The following is a 20,233-nucleotide window of genomic DNA, read 5'->3' on the forward strand; positions in this document are numbered from 1 at the left end:
GCTCAGGGATAACACATGGACCCGCGCCTGCTGCGTCACTACAACACCGAGCTTGCCCATCTGCGCGAGATGGGCGCGGAATTCGCGCAGCAGTTTCCGAAGATCGCGGCGCGGCTCGGCATGAAGGGCATCGACGTGGCCGACCCCTATGTCGAGCGGCTGCTCGAAGGCACGGCGTTCCTGGCCGCGCGCGTTCAACTGAAGCTCGAAGAAGAGTTTCCGCGTTTCACGCAGCAACTCGCGCACGTCGTGCTGCCGCAGGCCGGCTGCCCGACGCCCGCGATGCTGATCGCGCGTCTCGCGCCCGATCTCGCCAATCCGAATCTCGCGGATGGCTTCACCGTGCCGCGTCACACCGCGCTCCTTTCCACGCGCGCGCCCGCCGACACGACGCCGTGCGAATTCCGCACGGCCGCGGCGCTCACGCTCTGGCCCGTCGAGCTCACCGATGCGCGCTATCTCGCGCAGCTTCCGGACCTGCCGCTCGCTGCGCTGCCCGCGACGCGCCCGCTCGCGCATCGCGTGAAAGGCGCGTTGCGCATCAGGCTCGCGACGCCGGAAGGCCTGTCGTTCGACGCCTTGCGTCTCGATGCGCTCCCGCTCTACTTCGCGGGCGGCGACGACACCGCGTACCGGCTCGCCGAACGCGTGCTCGGCGGCACGCTCGCGATCGTCGTATCGACGCCCGAGCGCCCGAGCCGCGCGCTCGCCGTCCTGCCCGGCGACGCCGTCTCGCTGCCGGGCTTCGCCGCGGACGAAGCGCTCCTGCCGGTCACGCCGAACGCATTCCAGGGCTATCGCGTGCTGCACGAGTATTTCGCGCTGCCCGAGCGCTTTCGCTTCGCCCGCATCGAAGGGCTCGCGAGCGTGCTGCGCGCCTTTGCCGTGCGCGAAATCGAGCTTACGTTCCTGCTCGCGGCGGGCGACGCCTCGCTTGAACGCATCGTCACGAAGGATCACGTGCTGCTGCACTGCGTGCCCGCCGTCAATCTCTTCCCGAAACAGGCGAACCCCGCGCTCGTCACCGACGCCGCCGCGCGCTTTCATGTGATTCCCGACCGCACGCATCCGCTCGATTTCGAAGTGCATTCGGTCACCGGCGTGACCGGCTACGGCGCGAGCGACGACAGCGAGCAGGCGTTCCATCCGTTCTATGCGGACTATCTCGCGGACCGGCCCGGCGAGGCCGCGTACTTCACCGTCGAGCGCGAGCCGCGCCTCGTGCCCGCCGCGCGGAAAAAGAGCGGCGCGCGCACCGACTACGTCGGCAGCGAAATGTATGTATCGATCGTCGATCCGCGCGCCGCGCCGTATCGCGGCGCCTTGCGGCAACTGTCGTTCGCCACGCTGTGCAGCAACCGCGACTTGCCGCTTATGCTCGCGCCAGGCGGCGCGGGCAGCGACTTCTCGCTCGACATCGCCGCGCCGGTCACTGCCGTGCATTGCGTGAGCGGCCCGTCGCGGCCCGCGCCCGCGACGCTCGACGGCGCGCAGACCTGGCGTCTCATCGATCAGCTATCGCTGCATTATCTGTCGCTGTGCAACGGCCCGCGCGAGGCCGCGGCGGCGCTGCGCGCGCTCCTGATGCTGCATGTCGCGCCCCACGACGGCGCGGGCCGCGGCCAGGTCGCGGGCGTCGTGTCCGTCGATGCGAAACCCGTCGTGCGCCGTTTGCCGATGCCCGGCCCGATCGCCTTCGGGCGCGGCCTGTCGATCGACGTGCTGGTCGACGAACTCGCGTTTCAGGGCGGCAGCGCCTGGCTTTTCGGCTGCGTGCTCGACCGCTTTTTCGCGCGTTACGTGTCGATCAATTCGTTCGTGCAGACGACGCTGCGCACCGACGCGCGCGGCGAAATCCTGCGCTCGCGCACGCGATGCGGCACGCGAGCGATCTTCTAGGCGCGGCGGCGCACGCGCCCGCGCAACGGCCCATCGCGACGCCGGCCGCGTCCACGCGCGCGCTCGTCGATCTGTTCGAGGCCGTCGCCGCCGAACCGCATCGCTTCGATTTCTATCAGTTGATGCGGCGCGTCGAGGCGCTTACGCCGGACCTGCCGCGTCTCGGCGCAAGCGCGCGTCCCGCCGACGAAGCCGTGCGCCTCGCCCAGGACGTCTCGCTCGCGTTCGCGCCTGCGCCGCTCGCCGCCCTCGCGCACCCGGACGGCGGCGGCGCGCCGCGTCTCGTCCAGCGCTTCTTCGGCTTTCTCGGTCCGAACGGCCCGCTGCCGCTGCATCTGACCGATTTTGCCCGCGAGCGCGCGCTGCATCACGGCGACACGGCCTTCGCGCGGCTGCTCGATACGCTGCTGCATCGCTTCCTGCTGCTGTTCTATCGCGCGTGGGCGCAAGGGCGGCCCGTGACCGGGCTCGACCGGCCGGAGCACGACCGCTTCGCGTTCTATACCGGCGCGCTGGTCGGTTCCGCCGATCCGGCGAGCCGCGCGCGCGATGCCGTTTCCGATCATGCGCGGCTGCACTTCGCGGGCCTCATGAACATGCAGACGCGCCCCGCCGAAGTGATCGAGAGCATCGCGTCGGCGCTGTTGCGCGCACCGGTGCGCGTCGAGCCGTTTCGAGGCCACTGGATGACGCTGCCGCGCGAGGAGCGCACGGCGTTGCGCGCGTGCGCGACACGCTTTTCCTCGCAGGCGGCGGGATTCGCGCAGCTCGGCCGGGGCGCGGTGCTCGGCGCGCGGGCGTGGGACCGCCAGCATGCGTTTCGGCTCGTGATCGGGCCGCTGACCCTCGCGCAGTACGAAGCGTTTCTGCCCGGCGGCGCGGCGCTGCCGGTGCTCGCCGCGCTGGTTCGCCGGCATCTGAACGGCGAGCTTGCCTGGGATGCGCAGCTCGTGCTCCTCGCCGGCGAAGTGCCGACGGCGCAGCCCGGCCGTTACGGACGGCTCGGCTATTCGGCGTGGATCGGCCGGCGTGAACATCGCGCCGATCGCGCCGATCTCGCGCTCGACGCCGATGCGCATTGCCCGTGAGACGCCGTGCGGCGCCGGGCATCACGGGCACCGCTTCACTCATCCTTCGAATCATTCGCGAGGTGCTATGAGCAGACGAGCAAGGAAGCGAAGCAAGACCATACAAAACGATGATCAAACCATCCGCGTGCACGTGGGGTGACCACGAAGCCATCGATCCGGCTCGATGGTAGATGCTCCGACTAATAATTCATTGCGAAAAGGCCCGCACATCGCGGGCCTTGATTATGGTTCTCGGTGAAACTGCTAACGTCGCTTTTAACCGCAAGGGCTAGATGCCGGAATAAACTCGATCAAGACCTGAAACCGCTCAGAAGGCGGCGTGTCCAGCGCGAAGCTAACAGCATGATAATCCACGGCGAATCGGTCTTGTGAAACACCAAGGCTGCGAAGGTAGGCCATCACCGATTCGACCCGCTTCTCGGTAATTGATTTGGCCTTCTTAACGTTCTTCTTGGCTTCATCTGCATCTGCAATGCCATAGATAACAACCTTTCCCGTGCGAGCGACGCTGTTGTTTGCATCGATTACGATGTTCGCCATATCGACTCGATCTTGATTCGATATTGATGACACACCGGGTTCGAACGTCACAGACCGTTGAATCGAGAATTTACACGCGTTAGCTTGTGATGCCGGGCCTAAAATCATTGCTAGGATCGCACACATACCAAGCAATGTTGTCTGCATTCTGCAAAGCCATGTTTGGTTCGATTTTGGCAAGCATGCGGGTTTGATGAGGGCCATAGTAAATATTCTTGTAGTCTATCGATGCGAACGTATCAGTGAAGTGCGTGCATTCATGAACGAGTGTAAGTTCCCACGAATCCGTCCCTGATCTCGTGACGAACGGTAACACGCAAAAGGCATCGTGAATCGCGATTGTATGCGTAGCGGTATCGGGTCCGCAAACGTGGGCTACCGTCCCGGTCTGCAAGTTCGGACTTGGTAGGCATCCAGTCGCCTTGTCTTCATCGGAACCGGGCCGCACAAAGTTAGATTCTTTAAGGCTTTCTAGCACCGTGCAGAGCGCTCCTAAGCCAACCTGAAGCTTTTGCTTCAATGCATCATCGGTCGATCCGAAATAAGTTTGTAAGCGCGGCTTCTCGCTGGTCCACATTGTCGAGAGTGCAACGATTCTGAATTTCACGAGCTTAATCGCTCGGTCCCGCGCTTCCATAATGCGCTTTCGAAATTCCGCATTGGTCATGTTCGGGCATATCGGTGTTGTGTTAATGGGGACTTCCACAACCGAATCGGGTGTTTGATTCGTTGTACCCGTTGCTACCGTGAACCATTCTCCGTCCTGCGTTCTCATAGTCCTTTTACTTAAAGAGTAAATTTCTCGGCTTGCGTTGTCTTGATGCGATCCGTTCGGCCTGACGCATCGTCTGCTGCGTGATGAGCAATCACCCTTCCGCCTGTCGTTGTCCAGTCTCCGTCCAAAACTGCCTTTTTATACATTGATGCTCCTTATTTGTAGCATCACTTTCTGCGCGCTATTCGTTGCGATTCGCTCGGTTCTTCCTTCGCTGTCCGTGATGCCTGTTCCGATCACGTCACCATCAGACACAAGCCGATATGCCATGCCTTTAATCGGCGCACGTGTGAAAGCATCTACCAACGTGAATTTTTCATCGAAGTTGATAAGAGCTAGAGCCGCGTGACTAAGCGATGAGTTAGGCTTGCTAGAAGCCTTGTCTGATCCATCGCAATCGACGTGTATCCCAGCGTCGTCACTCACGAACACCTTATTTTTCTCACACGGGCATAGAACCGAATCCCCATGTAGCACGACACTGCGTCCGTGCTCGGTCATCTGTTCACCAGTTCCGAAGATCGGATAAGCGCCGCTGCAATTTCCGCAACTCGCCGTCTCGCCGCTCAGGGCGAGCTTTCGACCGTTGTCATACATTTCTGCTGAGAATGCGAACACCTTGCCGCCTGTAGTGGTCGAATCCCCAAACCGTGCCACTGCTCTTCGCACTGAATGCCTCCCGAAAGCCTCCATGTTTAAGTCATTCTTTGCTTGTTATGGGTGGTTTTTTGTGGATGGCGAAACATTTGGATGAGCCGCATGGCGTCACCAAGCGACCATTCTTCCTCGCCTACATCACTTGGATAAGGCTTACGCGTGTTCATCTCAACATCTCGCCTTATCTCTGCCTAAAGTTCATAGCAGGCTCTAGACATTGCAAAAACACACGGCAAGCGCCGTCTTACCGGATGAGGACGCGGCTTCGGTCGCCGCGCGCCCGTTGAGAAGGAGTCGGACGATGGCGGAAATCAATCGGGTGGCGCTGTTCGGCAAGCTGGACAGGCTCGGCTACAAAACCGTCGAAAGCGCGACGATCTACTGCAAGATGCGCGGCAATCCCTACGTGGAGCTCGCGCACTGGCTCATGCAGATACTGGAGACGCCGCGCTCCGACCTGCAGCGCATCGTCGCGCACTATCGCGTGGACGCCGCCGCGCTCGCCCGCGAGCTGACCGCCTCGCTCGATCGCCTGCCGCGCGGCGCCACGTCGATTTCCGATATCTCCGAACACATCACCGACGCCATCGAACGCGGCTGGGTGTACGGCACCCTGCTCTACGGCGCGAACAAGGTGCGCACCGGCCATCTGCTCGTCGGGATGCTCAAGACGCCGCGCTTGCGTCATGTGCTCGTCGGCATCTCGCGGCAGTTCGAGCGCATCGGGACGGAAGATCTTTCGGACAACTTCGCGCGCATCGTCGCGGATTCAGCCGAAGAAGGTGAGGACGAAGCGCTCGCGCCACCATCCCCGTCCAATGACGATGCCGCGCCGGCCAGCATGGGCCGGCAGGAAGCCTTGCGCAAGTACGCCAGCGATCTCACCGACCGCGCGCGTCAGGGCGCGCTCGATCCGGTCACGGGTCGCGACGAGGAGATTCGCCAGCTCATCGATATCCTGATGCGGCGGCGGCAGAACAATCCGCTTCTCACTGGCGAAGCGGGCGTCGGCAAGACCGCGGTGGTCGAAGGTTTCGCGCAGCGCCTCGTGCGCGGCGACGTGCCGCCGTCCTTGCGGGAGGTCGCGCTGTGGTCGCTGGATCTCGGTCTGCTGCAGGCGGGCGCGAGCATGAAGGGCGAATTCGAGCAGCGCCTGCGTCAGGTCGTCGAAGACGTGCAGGCAAGCCCGAAGCCGGTGATTCTTTTCATCGACGAAGTGCACACGATCGTCGGCGCGGGCGGCACGGCCGGCACCGGCGACGCGGCCAATCTGCTCAAGCCGGCGCTCGCGCGCGGCGACTTGCGCACCATCGGCGCGACGACGTGGTCGGAGTACAAGAAGCACATCGAGAAAGATCCCGCGCTCACGCGGCGCTTTCAGGTGGTGCAGGTTCACGAACCCGACGAGGCGAAGGCCGTGCGCATGTTGCGCGGCGTGGCGGCCGTGCTCGAAGGCCATCACCGCGTGCAACTGCTCGACGAGGCGATCGAAGCGGCCGTGCGGCTCTCGCATCGCTACATTCCCGCGCGCCAGTTGCCCGACAAGGCCGTCTCGCTGCTCGACACCGCCTGCGCGCGCGTCGCGGTCAGCCAGCATGCGACGCCGCCGCAGGTCGAGGACTGCCAGCGCCGCATCGAGTCGCTCGACGTGGAAGCGCAGATCGTCGCGCGCGAAGCGAATGTCGGCGTGGATGTCGGCACGCGCGCCGCGGAGGTCGAATCGTCGCTCGCCCGCGAACGCGATGCGCTCGGCGGGCTCGAAGCGCGCTGGGCCGAGGAAAAGCGCGTGGTCGACGAACTGCTCGCGCTGCGGGCCTCGTTGCGCGAGCAAGGCGAAGCGGTCGATGCGCCGCCGCCCTCGCGCGACGAGCGCCTCGCGCGCCTGGCGGAACTGAAGGCGCGTCTCGCCGACCTGCAAGGCGACGCGCCGCTGATCCTGCCGAGCGTCGATGCGGGCGTCGTCGCGGGCGTGGTCGCGGACTGGACCGGCATTCCCGTCGGCAGGATGCTCAAGAACGAACTCGCCGCCGTGCTCAATCTCGCCGATGCGCTCGATCGCCGCGTGATCGGGCAGCGCCACGCGCTCGAGATGATTGCGAAGCGCATCCAGACGTCGCGCGCGCGCCTCGACAATCCCGACAAGCCCATCGGCGTGTTCATGCTGGCCGGCACGTCGGGCGTCGGCAAGACGGAAACCGCGCTCGCGCTCGCCGAAACGCTCTATGGCGGCGAGCAGAACGTCATCACCATCAACATGAGCGAGTTCCAGGAAGCGCATACCGTCTCGACGCTCAAGGGCGCGCCGCCCGGCTACGTGGGCTACGGCGAAGGCGGCATTCTCACGGAGGCGGTGCGCCGCCGTCCGTACAGCGTCGTGTTGCTCGACGAAGTGGAGAAGGCGCATCCGGACGTGCACGAAATCTTCTTCCAGGTCTTCGACAAGGGCTGGATGGAGGACGGCGAAGGGCGCTATATCGACTTCAAGAACACGATCATCCTGCTGACCTCGAACGTCGGCTCGGATCTCATCATGTCGATGTGCCGCGATCCCGCCGGCCTGCCCGCGCCCGAGCGGCTCGCCGCCGCCCTGCGCCGGCCGCTCCTCGACGTGTTTCCCGCCGCGCTGCTCGGCAGGCTCGTCACGGTGCCCTACTACCCGCTCTCCGACGCGATGATGGCCGACATCGTGCGTTTGCAACTGGATCGTATCCGCAGGCGCGTCGCGGAGAATCACGGCATTCCGTTCGATTACGACGACGACGCCGTGCGGCTCATCGTGTCGCGCTGCACGGAGGCCGAATCGGGCGGACGCGTGATCGATGCGCTGCTCACCAACACGGTCTTGCCGCGCATTTCGACGGAGTATCTGACGCGGCTCACCGAAGGCGGCGCGCTCGAACGCATCCGGCTATCGGCGAGCGCGAACGACTTCGTCTATGCGTTCGACTGAACTCACGCGCACACGCGAAAGGCGCAGGCGATGCTCAAACTCACGGTGATACGTCACAACGGCCAGCCGCCGCACAGGCCCCTCGCGGCGAGCTTCGATGCGGACGGCGGCACGATCGGGCGCGCGGTCACGAACCGTCTCGTGCTCGACGACGCCGAGCGCACCGTCTCGCGCATGCATGCGCAGATCGTGTGGCGCGAAGGCACGTACCGGCTGATCGATCGCGGCAGCAATCCGGCGCTCGTCAACGGCGCGCCGCTCGACCCCGGCGAGGAAGTGCGGATCGACCACGGCGACGAAGTGCAGATCGGCGGCTATCAACTGCGCGCGGAAGTTGCCGCCGAGGACGATCCGCAGAACGCGCGCGCGATGCCGGATGCGACGACCTATGCGGCATCGGACGATCCGTTCGCGGGCTTGTTCGATGCGTGCGCCGCGCCTTCGGTGGCGCACGCTTCAACGCTCGCGCCGCCCGACGCCGACGTGGTGTGCGGCGGCTTCGAGCTAGGTCTCGACGATCCGGCTTCGAAGCGCACCATCGACGAGCTTTTCGATCTCGCGCCGGGCGCGCATCACTCGACGGATGCGCCGATGGACGCGCTCGTCGAACCGCTGACGCAGCCCAACACCGCCCACGCCGACGATCCGTTCGCCAGCCTGACGGGCGCGCAACCCGCCGCGCCGCTCGCGACGCTCTCCGACGCCGGGCCGGAGTTGCGCAGCGCGTTCACGCCGCCGAGACCGCGCGCCACGCCGACGCCAACGCCCGCGCTCACGCCCGCCGAAACGCAGACCGGCGATAACGCGCTCATCGATGCCTTCCTGCAAGGCCTGCGCGCACCCGGCGTGCGGCTCGACGCGCTCACGCCCGCGCTCATGCGGCTCATCGGCGAGCTGTTGCACGAAGCGACGCAAGGCACGCTCGATCTGCTGGCCGCGCGCGCCGCATTCAAGCGCGAAATGCGCACGGACGCGACGATCATCGCGGCAGCGGATAACAATCCGCTCAAGTTCTCGCCAAACGTCGAGGCCGCGCTCGCGCATCTGTTCGGCCCGCCGGTGCGCGGCTTCATGCCGCCCGCCGCCGCGCTCGCCGATGCACACGCCGACTTGCGCGCGCATCAGGTCGGCATGGTCGCCGGCATGCGCGCGGCGCTCGACGGCGTGTTCGAGCGTTTCGAACCCAAGCGCATCGAGGCGCGCCTGTCGGGTCACTCGATGCTGGACGGCCTGTTGCCCGGCATCAACCGGCGCGCGCGCTGCTGGGATCGCTTCATGGAGACTTACGGCCAACTCTCGAACGAGGCGACCGAAGATTTCCATGTGCTGTTCGGCCGCGCGTTCGTCGCCGCCTACGAGGCGCAGATCAACGAACTGAAGCGCCGCGGCCGCCCATGACGCGCGCCGGAGAACCGACATGCAACTGCAAACCGCAAGCGTGAGCGAGGCAGGCGGCCGGTCGCGCAACGAAGACGCCCACGGCCAATGGCGGCACGCGACGCTTTTCGCGAACGTGGTGGCCGACGGCGCGGGCGGTCACGGCGGCGGCGATGCGGCATCGCGCATCGCTGTCGATACCGTGCTCGCGGAACTGGCGCGCGTCGCGCAGGCGGGCGTCGCGCTCACCGGGCCAAACCTGTTGCGCGTGCTTCTGCGCGCGAACGACGCCATCGTCGACGCCCAGGAGCACGACGCCGGGCTCGCGCACATGCGCTCGACGGCGGTGCTGCTCGGCATCGACGAGGCGGCGGGGCTCGCGGCCTGGGCGCATTGCGGCGACACGCGCCTCTACTGCTTCCGGCGCGGCGCGACGGTCGTGCAGACGCAGGATCACAGCCTCGTGCAAAGCATGATCGACGCGAACCTGCTCGACGCCCGCGACGTGCGGCACTATCCGCGGCGCAACGTGCTGTTCTCCGCGCTCGGCACGGCGGACGATCTTGCGATCGCGGCGTCCGGCGCGCCGTTTCCGATTGCCGAAGGCGACGCGTTCCTGCTCTGCACGGACGGCTTCTGGGAGTATCTCGACGAATCGGCGATGATCGACGCGATCGGACGCGCGTCAACGCCCGCGGCATGGCTCGATCTGATGGTGGCGCAGTTGCGGCAGGCCGCGCGGCCGGATCATGACAACTTTACGGCTAGCGCGGTTTGGGTGGGGGATGGGTCGGAGGTGACGGTGTTGCGGACGCCCGCCATCTGAAGCAGGCCTCCGCCAATACAAAACCCCCTCAAGCCGCCTGCTTCGCCGACGGCAACCGCGAAACCAGCCGCAACGAAACCGTGAGCCCTTCGAGCTGATAATGCGGGCGCAGGAAAAACTGCGACGTGTAATAGCCCGGCGCGCCCGGCACTTCCTGCACCTTCACCTCCGCGGCGGCAAGCGGCTTCTGCGCCTTGGTGTGCTCGGAAGAATTAGCCGGATCGCCGTCGACATATTGCGTGATCCACTTGTTGAGCCAGGTCTCCATGTCGGCACGTTCCTTGAAGCTGCCGACCTTGTCGCGCACGATGCACTTCAGATAATGCGCGAAGCGGTTGCACGCGAACAGATACGGCAGGCGCGCGGCGAGCGCGGCATTCGCGGTGGCGTCGGGGTCTTCGTATTCGAACGGCTTCTGCAATGACTGCGCGCCGATGAACGCCGCGAAATCCGAATTCTTGCGATGAATCAGCGGCATGAAGCCGTTCTTCGCGAGTTCGGCTTCGCGCCGGTCCGAAATGGCGATTTCCGTCGGGCACTTCATGTCCACGCCGCCGTCGTCGGTCGGAAAGCTGTGCACGGGCAAGCCCTCCACCGCGCCGCCCGACTCCACGCCGCGAATGCGCGAGCACCAGCTATACAGCTTGAACGAGCGGGTAATGTTCACGGCCATCGCGTAGGCCGAGTTGGCCCAGGTGTACTTGGTGTGATCGGCGGAGTTGGTGTCTTCCTCGAAATCGAATTCGTCGACGGGCTCGGTGCGCGCGCCGTACGGCACGCGCGCCAGAAAGCGCGGCATCGCAAGGCCGATGTAGCGCGCGTCTTCCGAGGCGCGCAGCGAACGCCAACTCGCATACTCCGGCGTGCCGAATATCTTCGTGAGATCGCGCGGATTGGCAAGCTCCTGCCACGAGTCCATCTGCAGCAGGCTCGGATCGGCCGCGGCGATGAACGGCGCGTGCGCCGCCGCCGCGATCTTCGACATCTCGCCGAGCAGTTCGACATCGGGCGGCGACTGATTGAAGTAGAAGTCCCCGCACAGCGCGCCGATCGGCTCGCCGCCGAGCTGCCCGTATTCGTGCTCGTAAATCTGCTTGAAGAGCGGGCTCTGGTCCCACGCGACGCCCTTGAAGCGCTTGAGCGTCTTGCCGAGATCCTTCTTCGAGATGTTCATCACGCGAATCTTGAGCATCTCGTCGGTTTCGGTGTTGTTGATCAGATAGTGCAGCCCGCGCCACGAACCTTCCAGCTTCTGGAAGTCGGCGTGATGGATCACTTCGTTTACCTGATCGGTGAGCTTCTTGTCGATTTCGGCGATCATCGACTGGATCGAGCGGATCGCGTCGCCGGAGATGATCTGCGTCTGCGAGAGCGCCTGTTGCGCGAGCGTCTGCACCGCCATTTGCACGGCGGACTTCGCCTCGTCGCTCTTCGGGCGGAACTCCCGGTTCAGCAGCGATTCGAGATCGCTGCCTTCGAGCGTGGCGCCCTGCAAGTCGGGTTTCGCTTCGGTCATTTGAGAAACGTCGGACATGGTCGTTTTCCTTTCGGGACTCATTCGGCGGGCTTTGCGGCGGCATCGGCGGCGGGATCGGCGGCGGTGGCATCGTTCGCGGCCGGCGCGGCGGAAGCGAGCGTCTTGAGCAGCGCGGGATCGTCGAGCACGCGCGCGATCAGTTCTTCCGCGCCCGTCTTCCCGTCCATGAAGATGACGAGATTGGCGAGCTGGGTGCGCGCTTCGAGCAGCTTGCCGAGCGCATCGACCTTGCGCGCGACGGCGGCGGGCGAGAAGTCGCTCATGTTGTCGAAGGTGATATCGACGCTCAGATTGCCCTCGCCGGTCAGCCTGTTCGGCACCTGGAAAGCTACGCGCGGGTGCATCGCCTTCATGCGGCTGTCGAAGTTGTCGATGTCGATCTCCTGGAATTTGCGCTGGTCGACGGGCGGCAGCGGCTCGGCGGGTTTGCCGGAAAGATCGGCCATGACGCCCATTACGAACGGAAGCTGGACCTTCTTCTCGCTGCCGTAGGTTTCGACGTCGTATTCGATCTGAACACGCGGCGCGCGATTGCGGCCGATGAATTTCTGACTGCTGGTTGCCATGAGGTCTCCTTCGCGTGAGCGTGAACCACGTCTGGAGGACGATTCAGCCGGCCGGGGATTGAAAGCGGCATCGAACGCGTCACTCCGGCCTGGTCCCCGCGATCAAATGAATCTGGTCGAGGCTGCCGGGCGCGAGATCGCGCATCACGGAGAGAAAGTCCTTGCCCATCAGCCCGCGCGCCCGGCGGATCAACAGCGGCGCGGGATGCGCGGGCTCGGTGCGCTCCAGGAACGCGCAAACCGCATCGAGCAGCGCAACGGCGTCTTCACGCGTGGCGATCTCGCCGGGGCGCGCGGTCATGCGTCTTTCGACGCCCGCTTGCGGCGCGGTCTCGATTTGGGGCTCCGCCTGAGGCGCCGCCGCGTGCATCTGCGCGGCCACGAGACGCGCCGTGCCCAGCATGTCCGCGAGCAGCGGCGCGCGTTCCGCGCCGAGCCGGCCGGTCAGCGCATCGGAAAGCGCCTGCACGGCGCGCGGCAGATCGAGGCCTTCGGCGAGCGTGTTGCGATTCCGCGCGAGCGCATCGGCGAGCATGCCTTCGACGCGCGCGGGCGTCGCCGCGCTCTCGCCTTGTGCCGCCGCCAGCCTTCCCTGCGCGACGAGCATATCGCGCACGGTCAGCCGTTCGCCGCGCGCGCGGCACACTTCGGCCTCCCGCAAATCGTGCAGCAGCGTTTCGCTTTCGGCGAAGGGCGTGTACGCATCGGCGAGGGGCGCGAGCGCGTTGACGCGCAGCGCGGGATCGTTGTCGTCGTCGGCATCGAGCGGCGGATAGAGCGTGTCCCAGTAGCGCTCGAACAGCCCGGTCAGGAGGCGCAAGCCCGCATGAAAACCCGCGAGGCCGTGCACACGCGAGGCCGCGCGCGCATAGACCACGCCGATGCGCAGATCCTTCGACTTCGCGAGCAGCGCCTGCGACGCTTCCAGCACGTCCGGCCAGGCGGTCGGCTCGGCGAGCGCTTCGAACTGGCGCTCGGGATTGCCGCGCGCGAGCGCATCGAGCGCGAGAAACGCCGGGTCGTATTCGAGATCGATGCCCGCGGGCGGCATCGTCTCGGTCGGCGCGAGCAGGGGTTCGACGTCGATCATCGTGGCACCTTTTCAGAATTCGCCGCAGCCGTGCTGGCCGTTCACGACGAGACAGTTGTTCAGGTTCGGCCGCGAGCGCACGCGTTTCCATTCGGACGCGAGCGAATCGGCCGGTCCTTCGGACTGCTGCATGGCGAGGATCGCCTCGCTCGTGCCCACGCAGACATTCACGCCGCCAAGATTGCTCTCGTAGACGAAGCTCTGTTCCTGCGCGGTGAAAAGCGGCTGCAGGCCGGTGCGGTTGAACACCGCGCCCTCCAGCGGCGTGGGCGGTGGATCGGCGGGCTGCACGGTGAGCGTGCCCGGCTTCACGTTCACGACATAGCCCACCGGCGACGCATACGCGCCGTTGATGCCATACGTGCCGGGCGACGAGTTGCGGTCGGCATCGGAACGCGGCGCGCCGGTGAGCACGCTGTCCCGCAGGTCGCCCGTTCGCATTCCGTCGACGGAGACGGAGAACGGGGCGTTGTCCGCGCCCGCGGAACGCTGCTGATCGCCGATGACGACATCGAGCGTCGGCCGCTCTGCGTAGACGAAGTGATTGCCGTTGCCCGATACGACATCGCTTAACGGCCGGTCGGTCCAGCTGCACCCGCCGCTGTAGCTGCAGCCGTAGAAGTTCGGCATCGGACCGCCGGGTGCGATGCCGTTGCGGTTCTCCTGCCGCCATGTCGAGGCCCACACGCGCCACGCGCCGCCCGCGCTCAGCGTGCCGCCAAACGGGTTGTCGAACGGCGCGCTCTGCATCACGAGGTCGATGCTGCCGCCCGCTTGCAGATGCATCGGCGTGCCTTGGGTGCCGAGCGTGATCTTGCCGTTGTCGGAAATCGCCACGAGATCGCCCGTCACCGCGCCCTGCTGGCCGCCGACCGGCACGACGCCGCCCGTCGCCGCATCGATGCCGTTCGCGCTGCCCGTGCCGATCGTGAAGCTGCCCGCGTTCCTGAAATTCACCGTGCGCGCGCCGGCGAGGACGAGCGTATCGACCTGGTTCGCATCGAGCAGCGTGAAGACGCCGTCGCCCGCGAGCAGCAGCGTGTGGGCCTGAACGCCGCCCGGATCGGTCGCCGCGCCCGCCGTGTCGAGCGCGAGCGTGGCGTTGGCGGGCAGCGCGATGCCGGATGGCAGGTCGATGCCCTGGCTGCCGCTGCCGGGGTTCTGCAGCGTCAGATTCGTCGCGACGGCGGGACGCGCCGCGCAGTTCGCGCCGCCCGCGCACGCGCCTTCGACCGTGATGCGCCCCGTTTGCGTCGGCGAGCCGAGGACGAGCGTGTTCGTCTGCGTGGAAAAGGTGCGGTACGTCGCGTCGTCGATCGAGAGGCCCGGCGTCGCGTTCGTGCCGAACAGCGTGATCGGCGTGCCGTTCTGCGCGGTGACAGCGAAGTCCGATGGCGCGACCGATCCCGGCGCGATGGCGAGCGTGCCGCCCGGCGCGCCGATCGAGCCCGCGCCGCTGCGGCCGAGCAGACTGGTCGCGGTGCCGTCGTTGGACGCGCGCAGCGAGATGACGCCGCCCGCGCCCGTGGTGATCGAGAACGGTCCGGCGACGAGCCCGGAATTGGCGGGCAGCGGCACGGCGCCGTAGGCGATGCCGGCATCGGCGGTGGAGGTCGAACCGGCGATCGAGACCGTGCCGGCCGGCGCGCTCGCGTTGATCGAACCGTTGAGCAAGAGCACCCCGTAGGACGGCGAAGGCCCACCCGCAGCGACGCCCGTGAGGTTGCCGCGAATGTCGATCGGGCCGCCCGCGCTGCTGAGCGACGAACCGTCGAGCAGCGCCACGCCGTATGCGCCCGCGCCGCGCCCGCCGCCATAGACGCGCAGCGCGCCGCCCGAGGCCGTGAGCCGCGCCGCTTGCAGCGACACGCCGCCCGCGCCACCCGTGCCGCCGGTGCCCGTCAGCGCGACCGCGCGGCCCGAAGCCGACGCCGAATCCAGCCGCACGCCGTACGCCGCCGCGTTCGCACCGGTGGCGCTGCCGCGCACATCGACCGTGCCGTTCGGGGCCGCGAGCGCCGCGCCGTCCAGCATCGCGACGCCGCTGCCCGAGTCCGCCGCGCCACGAATGCGGATCGCGCCGCCGCTGGCGTCATCGGCGGCGTTCGATGTGAGCCGCGTCGCGCCGGGCTGCACCGAAGCGGGATTGCCCGCGTTGCGCAGCACCACGCCGCCGCCGTAATTCGACCCGTTCGCGCCGCGCCCGTCCACTTCGATCGCGCCCGTTCCCGAGTCGATCTTCACGTCGTTCAGGTCCACCGCGTACCGCGCGAGGCCCTCGTACGGCGCCGAAGGCGCGACACCGTGGATCGTCACATCGCCGCCCGCCTCTCCGCCCCGCCGCGTATCGATATCGGCCGACTGGACGACATCGTAGGCCCCGTCCTGCGTGCCCAGCGCGACGCTGCCGCCGTTGGTGGCGATGCGGATGCGCGCAGGCGGACCGTCGCCGCGCTCGCCGTACACGAGGATGCGCGTGCCGGCATCGGCCCTGACATCGAGCGGGCCGCCGGAAGACGTGATGTTATTGGTGATGGAAACCGTGTCCGCCGCGTTGAGCGTGAGCGTCGCGGCGCCCGCCGACGTCTTGACGAGCGGATCGCTCAGCGTGATGACGCCCGTACCGCCCGCACCGCCCGGTCCCGCCAGCGCGGTCGCGGTCACGTTGCCGCCGGGCGTGACGAGGCCGCCCGATCCGATGCGCGCGACGGTGCGCGTCGCCGTATCGAAGGAGCCGAACGTGACGGGCGCCGCCCCATAGTTGCCGACGATGCTGAAATTGCCCGCGCGCGTGACGGCGACGTTGCCGCTGTTCACGAGCGCCAGCGCGGAAAACACGTTGGCCGCATTCGTGAGCGTGACGGCGCCGGGTCCGCTGAGGGTCACGAGACCGGCCGTGATGGCTTGCGAGGCTTGCGCCGCCTGCCTCACCTGTCCCGCCGACGCGAGCGTCAGCGTGCCGGGTACATACGCGCCGTTTTGCGCCGTCTGCACGGAAAGCCCCGCGGCCAGGGAAATGCCGCCGCTGCCCGCGCCTTCGTTCTGAAGCGTGAGGTTGTTGCGCACCGTTTGCGCCGGCGCCTGGCAGCGCGCGCCGCTGCATGCGTTCACCGTGATCTGCCCGGTATGGCTCGACGAGCCGATCACGATCGTATCGATGCTCGACGAAACCGCGCCGAGGATCGACGGCCCGACCGTGAAGCCGCCGCTGCCGCCCCACACGTTGATGGGCCGCGCGGGGTCGTCGACGATCTCGAAGCCGGGCCCGACCTTGCCCGGCACGAACACGACCGTGCCCGAAGGCGAGTAGAACGAGGTGTTCTGGTCGTCGAACACCGTGAAATCGCCGCCCGCATTGTCCGCGCGCACGACGATCACGCCTCGCGAGCCCGCCGAGATGTTCGTGTTCGCGAAGCCAATCGCGTTGGCGTCCACTGGCGTCGAGCCGGTGAGCGAGACCGTCTGGCCCGCGCCGTCCGCTTGCACGTTCACCGCGCCGAGCGTGATGCCATGGTAGAGCGTATTGGATTGCGCGTTCGTCGCGCCGCGTATGTCGATGGAACCGGCCGCCGAACTGACCGTGCCGCGGACGGTCGCGCTCAGACCAAGCAGCGTCACGCCGCTCAAGACGTTGCCGATGCCGTAAATCCGCACATCGCCGTTCGCGTGGATGCCCAGGTTCTGGTCGCGGTCCATGCCGTTCACGACGACGCCGCCAGCGGCAACGCTCGCATCCGGCGCGACGCCGAAGACCGACACGTTGCCCGCCGTCGCGCCGATGTCCGACGCACTGACATACGTGCCGCCGAAATGAAGCGTGTCCACGCCGGAACCGGCGACGAAGCGGTTCAGCCCGGTCGCGCCCGTGCCGTCGAGCGTGACGTCGCCGCCGCTCGACGTGAGGGTCGATGCCTCGACATAGACGCCCGCGCCCGCGACGCTCGCCTGCTGGCCGCTCGCCTGCGCGCCCGTCCCTTTGATGCGCAGCGCGCCCGCCGAGTCGATCGTGGCATTGACGATTTGCGCGCCGTCGCCGACGGCGGACACGGCCGGTCCCGCCGCTGCCGTTCGCGCGCCGCTCGTCGATGCCGCCGTTCCATCGACGCTGAACGCGCCCGCGGTAATCGTTGCATTGCGAATCGACACGCCGTTGCCGGAAGCGGAAATGCCCGTGCCGCCGTCCGACGGTTGCTCGTTGCGCGCCGATGCGCCCGTTCCCGTGATCGCGAGCGCGCCCGCCGACCTGATCGAGGGGCCGTCGATGAGCACGCCATCGCCCTGAATCGCGCCGCGGTCCGTGAGCGTCTTCGTCGTGCTGCTCGCCCCCGTGCCGCGAAGGGTGATGCCGCCGCCGGTCGAGCCGACGCTCGATTCGCCCGTGATCGAGACGCCGTCGCCAACGACGCCGCTGATGGTCTGCACAGCCGCCGCGCCCGCGCCATCGATCGTCATCGCGCCACCCGCCGTGAGCGTGGAACCGGCGATCGCGACACCCGCGCCGCTCACTCTGCCGAGGCTTTCATCGGCCGTCGCGCCCGTGCCGTTCAGATCGAGCGTGCCGCCCGCGCGGATCGTCGAGCCGGCAATGTTCACGCCGTCGCCCTGCACCAGAACCTGCGCGTCCTTGCCCTTCGCCGCCGTGCCCCGGATGCTGACCGCGCCGCTCGTCGATTCGATCGAAGCGCCGCCCGAAAGCGCGACGCCGTCGCCCTGAAAGCGGCCCGCGCGGCCGTCGAGCGTCTCTGGGCCGCCCGTCGCGCCGAAGCCCGTCACGCCGATCGCGCCGCGCGTCGTTGAAAGACGGCCGCCCGTGAGCACGACGCCGCTTCCCGTGGCGTCCACGTAGTCGTAGCCGGACGCATCGGGCGCGACATACTGCACGCCGCCATGCCCTTCGATGGTGATCGCGCCCGTCGCCGTCGTGATCGACGTGTCTTGGAGGCTCACGCCGGGGCCGCTTGGCGCGGTCCCGCGCACGATCACGTCGCCGCCCGTGCCGCCGTCCGTCGCGGCGGACGTCGTGTCGATGTTGGCGTAGGTGAGGCGCACGCCCGCCGCGTTGCCGGGCGACGCCGCGCCGTTGATCGTCAGCTTGCCGCCGTTCGTCGCGATGCCCGGATGCGTCGCCACGCCATCGACCAGCATGCCGTTCATCGTCACGAGCGCGGACGGATTCGTGCCGTTCACGTTCGCATTGAGATTGACGTCGAGCTTGCCGTTATTGCCCGGCCCCTTCGTCACGCCGATCTGCGGCGTGACACGGATCGGGAACTCGCCGCTCGGCACGGTGTAGCTATCGAGATGGATCGACCCCGCCGCGTTCAGCGTGAGCGCGGCGTCCCGGTCGCCGCTTTTCATGATGTCGGTGCGCACGCGGATCGTGCCGGACTCCGAACCGCCCGTGCCGGTGTTCACCGTCACCGAGACGCCGTCGTCGAGCTGGCCGGTGATCTGGCCGACCGCAAGCTGGCTCGGGCTCTGCGTGGGCGACACGGGCCGGAAAGTGACGCCCGTCGCATCCGACGACGTGCCGAAGTCGCGCGCCGAGGTGTCCGCCACGATATCGACGTCGTACGGGTCCAGCAGCCATGTGCCGCCGCTCCCGTGCGGCGCGGACGCATCGATGTGCGCGCCGGCGACATCGATAAAACGCGCCGACGTTTCGATCAGGCCGCCATTGCCCGCCGCCGCGCCGCCCTTTGCCGTGAGCGTCCCGTACACGCGCGCCGCGTTCTCGCCATACACGACGACATGGCCGCCGTCGCCGCTGTCGAGCGCATCGGCGCGCGCCGCGGCCCCCGGGCCCATCCACACCGCATCGGCGTTATGGATGTCGGTCTCCTTGCCCGCCGCGCCGCCGCCCACGCGCACGCGCCCGCCGCCCGCCGAACCGCTCGCGTCGATGCGCGCGTTGCCCGTCACGGCGACCTGATAGCCCGTGATGTCGATGGCCCCGCCCTTCGATCCCGCGCCGCCCGTCGCGTCGATGCCGCCCGACACGTCGGTCACGCCCGCCGCGCCGCCGTCCAGCACGATGCGCCCGTTGCGCTCCGTCACGCTGCGCGCCCGCACCGTGCCCGTCTGGTTCAGCACCGTCGCGGCGAGCGCGTCGGCGGTCTGCACCGACATCAGCACCTGGCCGCCGTCGGCCGCGAGCACGCCCGAATTGCTCGCGAGCGCCTGGGCCGCCGCGCCGTCGACCTTGAGCATCGTGAGGCCGTCGCCCGCGAAATCGAGCGTGATGTCGCTGCCCGCGCCCAGCGCGACCGTGCCGAGCTTCGCGCTCACCGTGCCGCCGTTGTCCACCTGCGCGCCGAGCAGCGCGACCGTGCCGCGCTCGCCCGCCGTGATCGAACCGTTGTTGACGACGCGCCCGCGCGCATCCGCCGCGCCGACGAAGCGATACTTGCCCGCCAGAAAATCGCTGTCCGAAATGCCGAGCGTCGAGGCGACGATCGAGCCGACGTTCACCGACGCGCCACGCGCGAACAGCACGCCCGCCGGGTTGACCAGGAAGACCTTGCCGTTGGCGTTGAGCTGTCCGGCGATCGTACTCGCATTGCCGCCCGTCACGCGGTTGAGCAGCACCGCCTGCGCCGAGGGCTGCGAGATGTTCACCGTCTCGTTCGCGCCGATGGAAAAGCCGTTCCAGTTGACGATGCCCTTCTGCGAGCCTTGCGTGATCGCCATGGCGTTCGGCGCGGGCGTGCTGATGCTCACGTCGCCGTTGACGACCTGTCCGCCGACCGGCAGCGCGAACGCGCCCGGCGCAACGACGAGCGCGATCAACGGCAAAAGCGCGGCCGGCGTGAGATCGATGCCCGCGTGGCGCGCGGCGCGCCTCGCGAGACGCCGCACCGCGCGCTCCCATTCCCGGCGATCCCTGCGGGTCCGAAGGCAGTGGTTGTCGCTCATCTTGAACTCC

The 20,233-nt window shown here is 67.3% G+C and carries 12 protein-coding genes; 5 read left to right on the forward strand and 7 right to left on the reverse strand.

Features of this window, described 5'->3' with window-relative positions; all coding sequences use genetic code 11:
• Positions 1 to 15 precede the first annotated feature (15 nt).
• Together tssF and tssG are read left to right on the forward strand one after the other, a co-directional pair.
• Positions 16 to 1,899, forward strand: coding sequence for a type VI secretion system baseplate subunit TssF (gene tssF / locus LY284_RS25490; protein ID WP_233388672.1), 1,884 nt, complete (start codon positions 16 to 18; stop codon positions 1,897 to 1,899).
• Positions 1,875 to 2,987: a type VI secretion system baseplate subunit TssG gene (gene tssG, locus LY284_RS25495; RefSeq protein WP_233388674.1), complete on the forward strand. Its 1,113-nt coding sequence runs from the start codon at positions 1,875 to 1,877 to the stop codon at positions 2,985 to 2,987. Before tssF ends, tssG begins: the two co-directional genes overlap by 25 nt.
• Positions 2,988 to 3,245: 258 nt before the next feature.
• On the opposite strand, the gene LY284_RS25500 is transcribed toward tssG, so the two are convergent.
• The 3 genes from LY284_RS25500 to LY284_RS25510 form a co-directional block, all read right to left on the reverse strand.
• The gene (locus LY284_RS25500) at positions 3,246 to 3,530 is read right to left on the reverse strand and encodes a hypothetical protein (RefSeq protein ID WP_233388676.1); all 285 of its coding nucleotides are present in this window, start codon (positions 3,528 to 3,530) and stop codon (positions 3,246 to 3,248) included.
• Positions 3,531 to 3,609: 79 nt separating this feature from the next.
• Positions 3,610 to 4,197, reverse strand: a complete 588-nt coding sequence (locus LY284_RS25505; protein ID WP_233388678.1) for a M35 family metallo-endopeptidase — start codon at positions 4,195 to 4,197, stop codon at positions 3,610 to 3,612.
• Between the two features lie 246 nt (positions 4,198 to 4,443).
• On the reverse strand, positions 4,444 to 4,998 hold the full coding sequence (locus LY284_RS25510) for a PAAR domain-containing protein (protein WP_255724887.1): 555 nt from the start codon (positions 4,996 to 4,998) through the stop codon (positions 4,444 to 4,446).
• Positions 4,999 to 5,263: 265 nt separating this feature from the next.
• Here LY284_RS25510 and tssH point away from each other — a divergent pair, with 265 nt between their 5' ends.
• From tssH to LY284_RS25525, 3 genes are read left to right on the forward strand one after another with little or no spacing between them, the layout of a single operon-like run.
• On the forward strand, positions 5,264 to 7,912 hold the full coding sequence (gene tssH / locus LY284_RS25515; protein ID WP_233388682.1) for a type VI secretion system ATPase TssH: 2,649 nt from the start codon (positions 5,264 to 5,266) through the stop codon (positions 7,910 to 7,912).
• Between the two features lie 30 nt (positions 7,913 to 7,942).
• Positions 7,943 to 9,310, forward strand: a complete 1,368-nt coding sequence (gene tagH, locus LY284_RS25520; RefSeq protein ID WP_233388685.1) for a type VI secretion system-associated FHA domain protein TagH — start codon at positions 7,943 to 7,945, stop codon at positions 9,308 to 9,310.
• Positions 9,311 to 9,329: 19 nt separating this feature from the next.
• Positions 9,330 to 10,115, forward strand: a complete 786-nt coding sequence (locus tag LY284_RS25525; protein WP_233388687.1) for a PP2C family serine/threonine-protein phosphatase — start codon at positions 9,330 to 9,332, stop codon at positions 10,113 to 10,115.
• A 28-nt stretch (positions 10,116 to 10,143) separates the two neighbouring features.
• On the opposite strand, the gene tssC is transcribed toward LY284_RS25525, so the two are convergent.
• From tssC to LY284_RS25545, 4 genes are all read right to left on the reverse strand, one after another.
• Positions 10,144 to 11,631, reverse strand: coding sequence for a type VI secretion system contractile sheath large subunit (gene tssC, locus LY284_RS25530; RefSeq protein WP_014251932.1), 1,488 nt, complete (start codon positions 11,629 to 11,631; stop codon positions 10,144 to 10,146).
• A 38-nt stretch (positions 11,632 to 11,669) separates the two neighbouring features.
• Positions 11,670 to 12,218: a type VI secretion system contractile sheath small subunit gene (gene tssB, locus LY284_RS25535; RefSeq protein ID WP_053572016.1), complete on the reverse strand. Its 549-nt coding sequence runs from the start codon at positions 12,216 to 12,218 to the stop codon at positions 11,670 to 11,672.
• 79 nt (positions 12,219 to 12,297) lie between these two features.
• Complete coding sequence (tssA, locus tag LY284_RS25540) at positions 12,298 to 13,308, reverse strand: type VI secretion system protein TssA (RefSeq protein WP_233388689.1); 1,011 nt, start codon at positions 13,306 to 13,308, stop codon at positions 12,298 to 12,300.
• Between the two features lie 12 nt (positions 13,309 to 13,320).
• Complete coding sequence (locus LY284_RS25545) at positions 13,321 to 20,223, reverse strand: filamentous hemagglutinin N-terminal domain-containing protein (RefSeq protein ID WP_233388691.1); 6,903 nt, start codon at positions 20,221 to 20,223, stop codon at positions 13,321 to 13,323.
• Positions 20,224 to 20,233: the final 10 nt, after the last annotated feature.

The sequence above is a fragment of the Caballeronia sp. PC1 genome, assembly GCF_021353155.1.
In the GTDB taxonomy this organism is placed as follows: Bacteria; Pseudomonadota; Gammaproteobacteria; order Burkholderiales; family Burkholderiaceae; genus Caballeronia; species Caballeronia cordobensis.

Bases quoted from the DNA above. Each gene is read 5' to 3' on its own strand.
- tagH (WP_233388685.1), top strand. From the start codon at position 7,943: ATGCTCAAACTCACGGTGATACGTCACAACGGCCAGCCGCCGCACAGG.
- tssH (WP_233388682.1), top strand. From the start codon at position 5,264: ATGGCGGAAATCAATCGGGTGGCGCTGTTCGGCAAGCTGGACAGGCTC.
- tssF (WP_233388672.1), top strand. From the start codon at position 16: ATGGACCCGCGCCTGCTGCGTCACTACAACACCGAGCTTGCCCATCTG.
- LY284_RS25525 (WP_233388687.1), top strand. From the start codon at position 9,330: ATGCAACTGCAAACCGCAAGCGTGAGCGAGGCAGGCGGCCGGTCGCGC.
- tssG (WP_233388674.1), top strand. From the start codon at position 1,875: ATGCGGCACGCGAGCGATCTTCTAGGCGCGGCGGCGCACGCGCCCGCG.
- LY284_RS25510 (WP_255724887.1), bottom strand. From the start codon at position 4,998: ATGGAGGCTTTCGGGAGGCATTCAGTGCGAAGAGCAGTGGCACGGTTT.
- LY284_RS25545 (WP_233388691.1), bottom strand. From the start codon at position 20,223: ATGAGCGACAACCACTGCCTTCGGACCCGCAGGGATCGCCGGGAATGG.
- LY284_RS25500 (WP_233388676.1), bottom strand. From the start codon at position 3,530: ATGGCGAACATCGTAATCGATGCAAACAACAGCGTCGCTCGCACGGGA.
- tssB (WP_053572016.1), bottom strand. From the start codon at position 12,218: ATGGCAACCAGCAGTCAGAAATTCATCGGCCGCAATCGCGCGCCGCGT.
- LY284_RS25505 (WP_233388678.1), bottom strand. From the start codon at position 4,197: ATGACCAATGCGGAATTTCGAAAGCGCATTATGGAAGCGCGGGACCGA.
- tssC (WP_014251932.1), bottom strand. From the start codon at position 11,631: ATGACCGAAGCGAAACCCGACTTGCAGGGCGCCACGCTCGAAGGCAGC.
- tssA (WP_233388689.1), bottom strand. From the start codon at position 13,308: ATGATCGACGTCGAACCCCTGCTCGCGCCGACCGAGACGATGCCGCCC.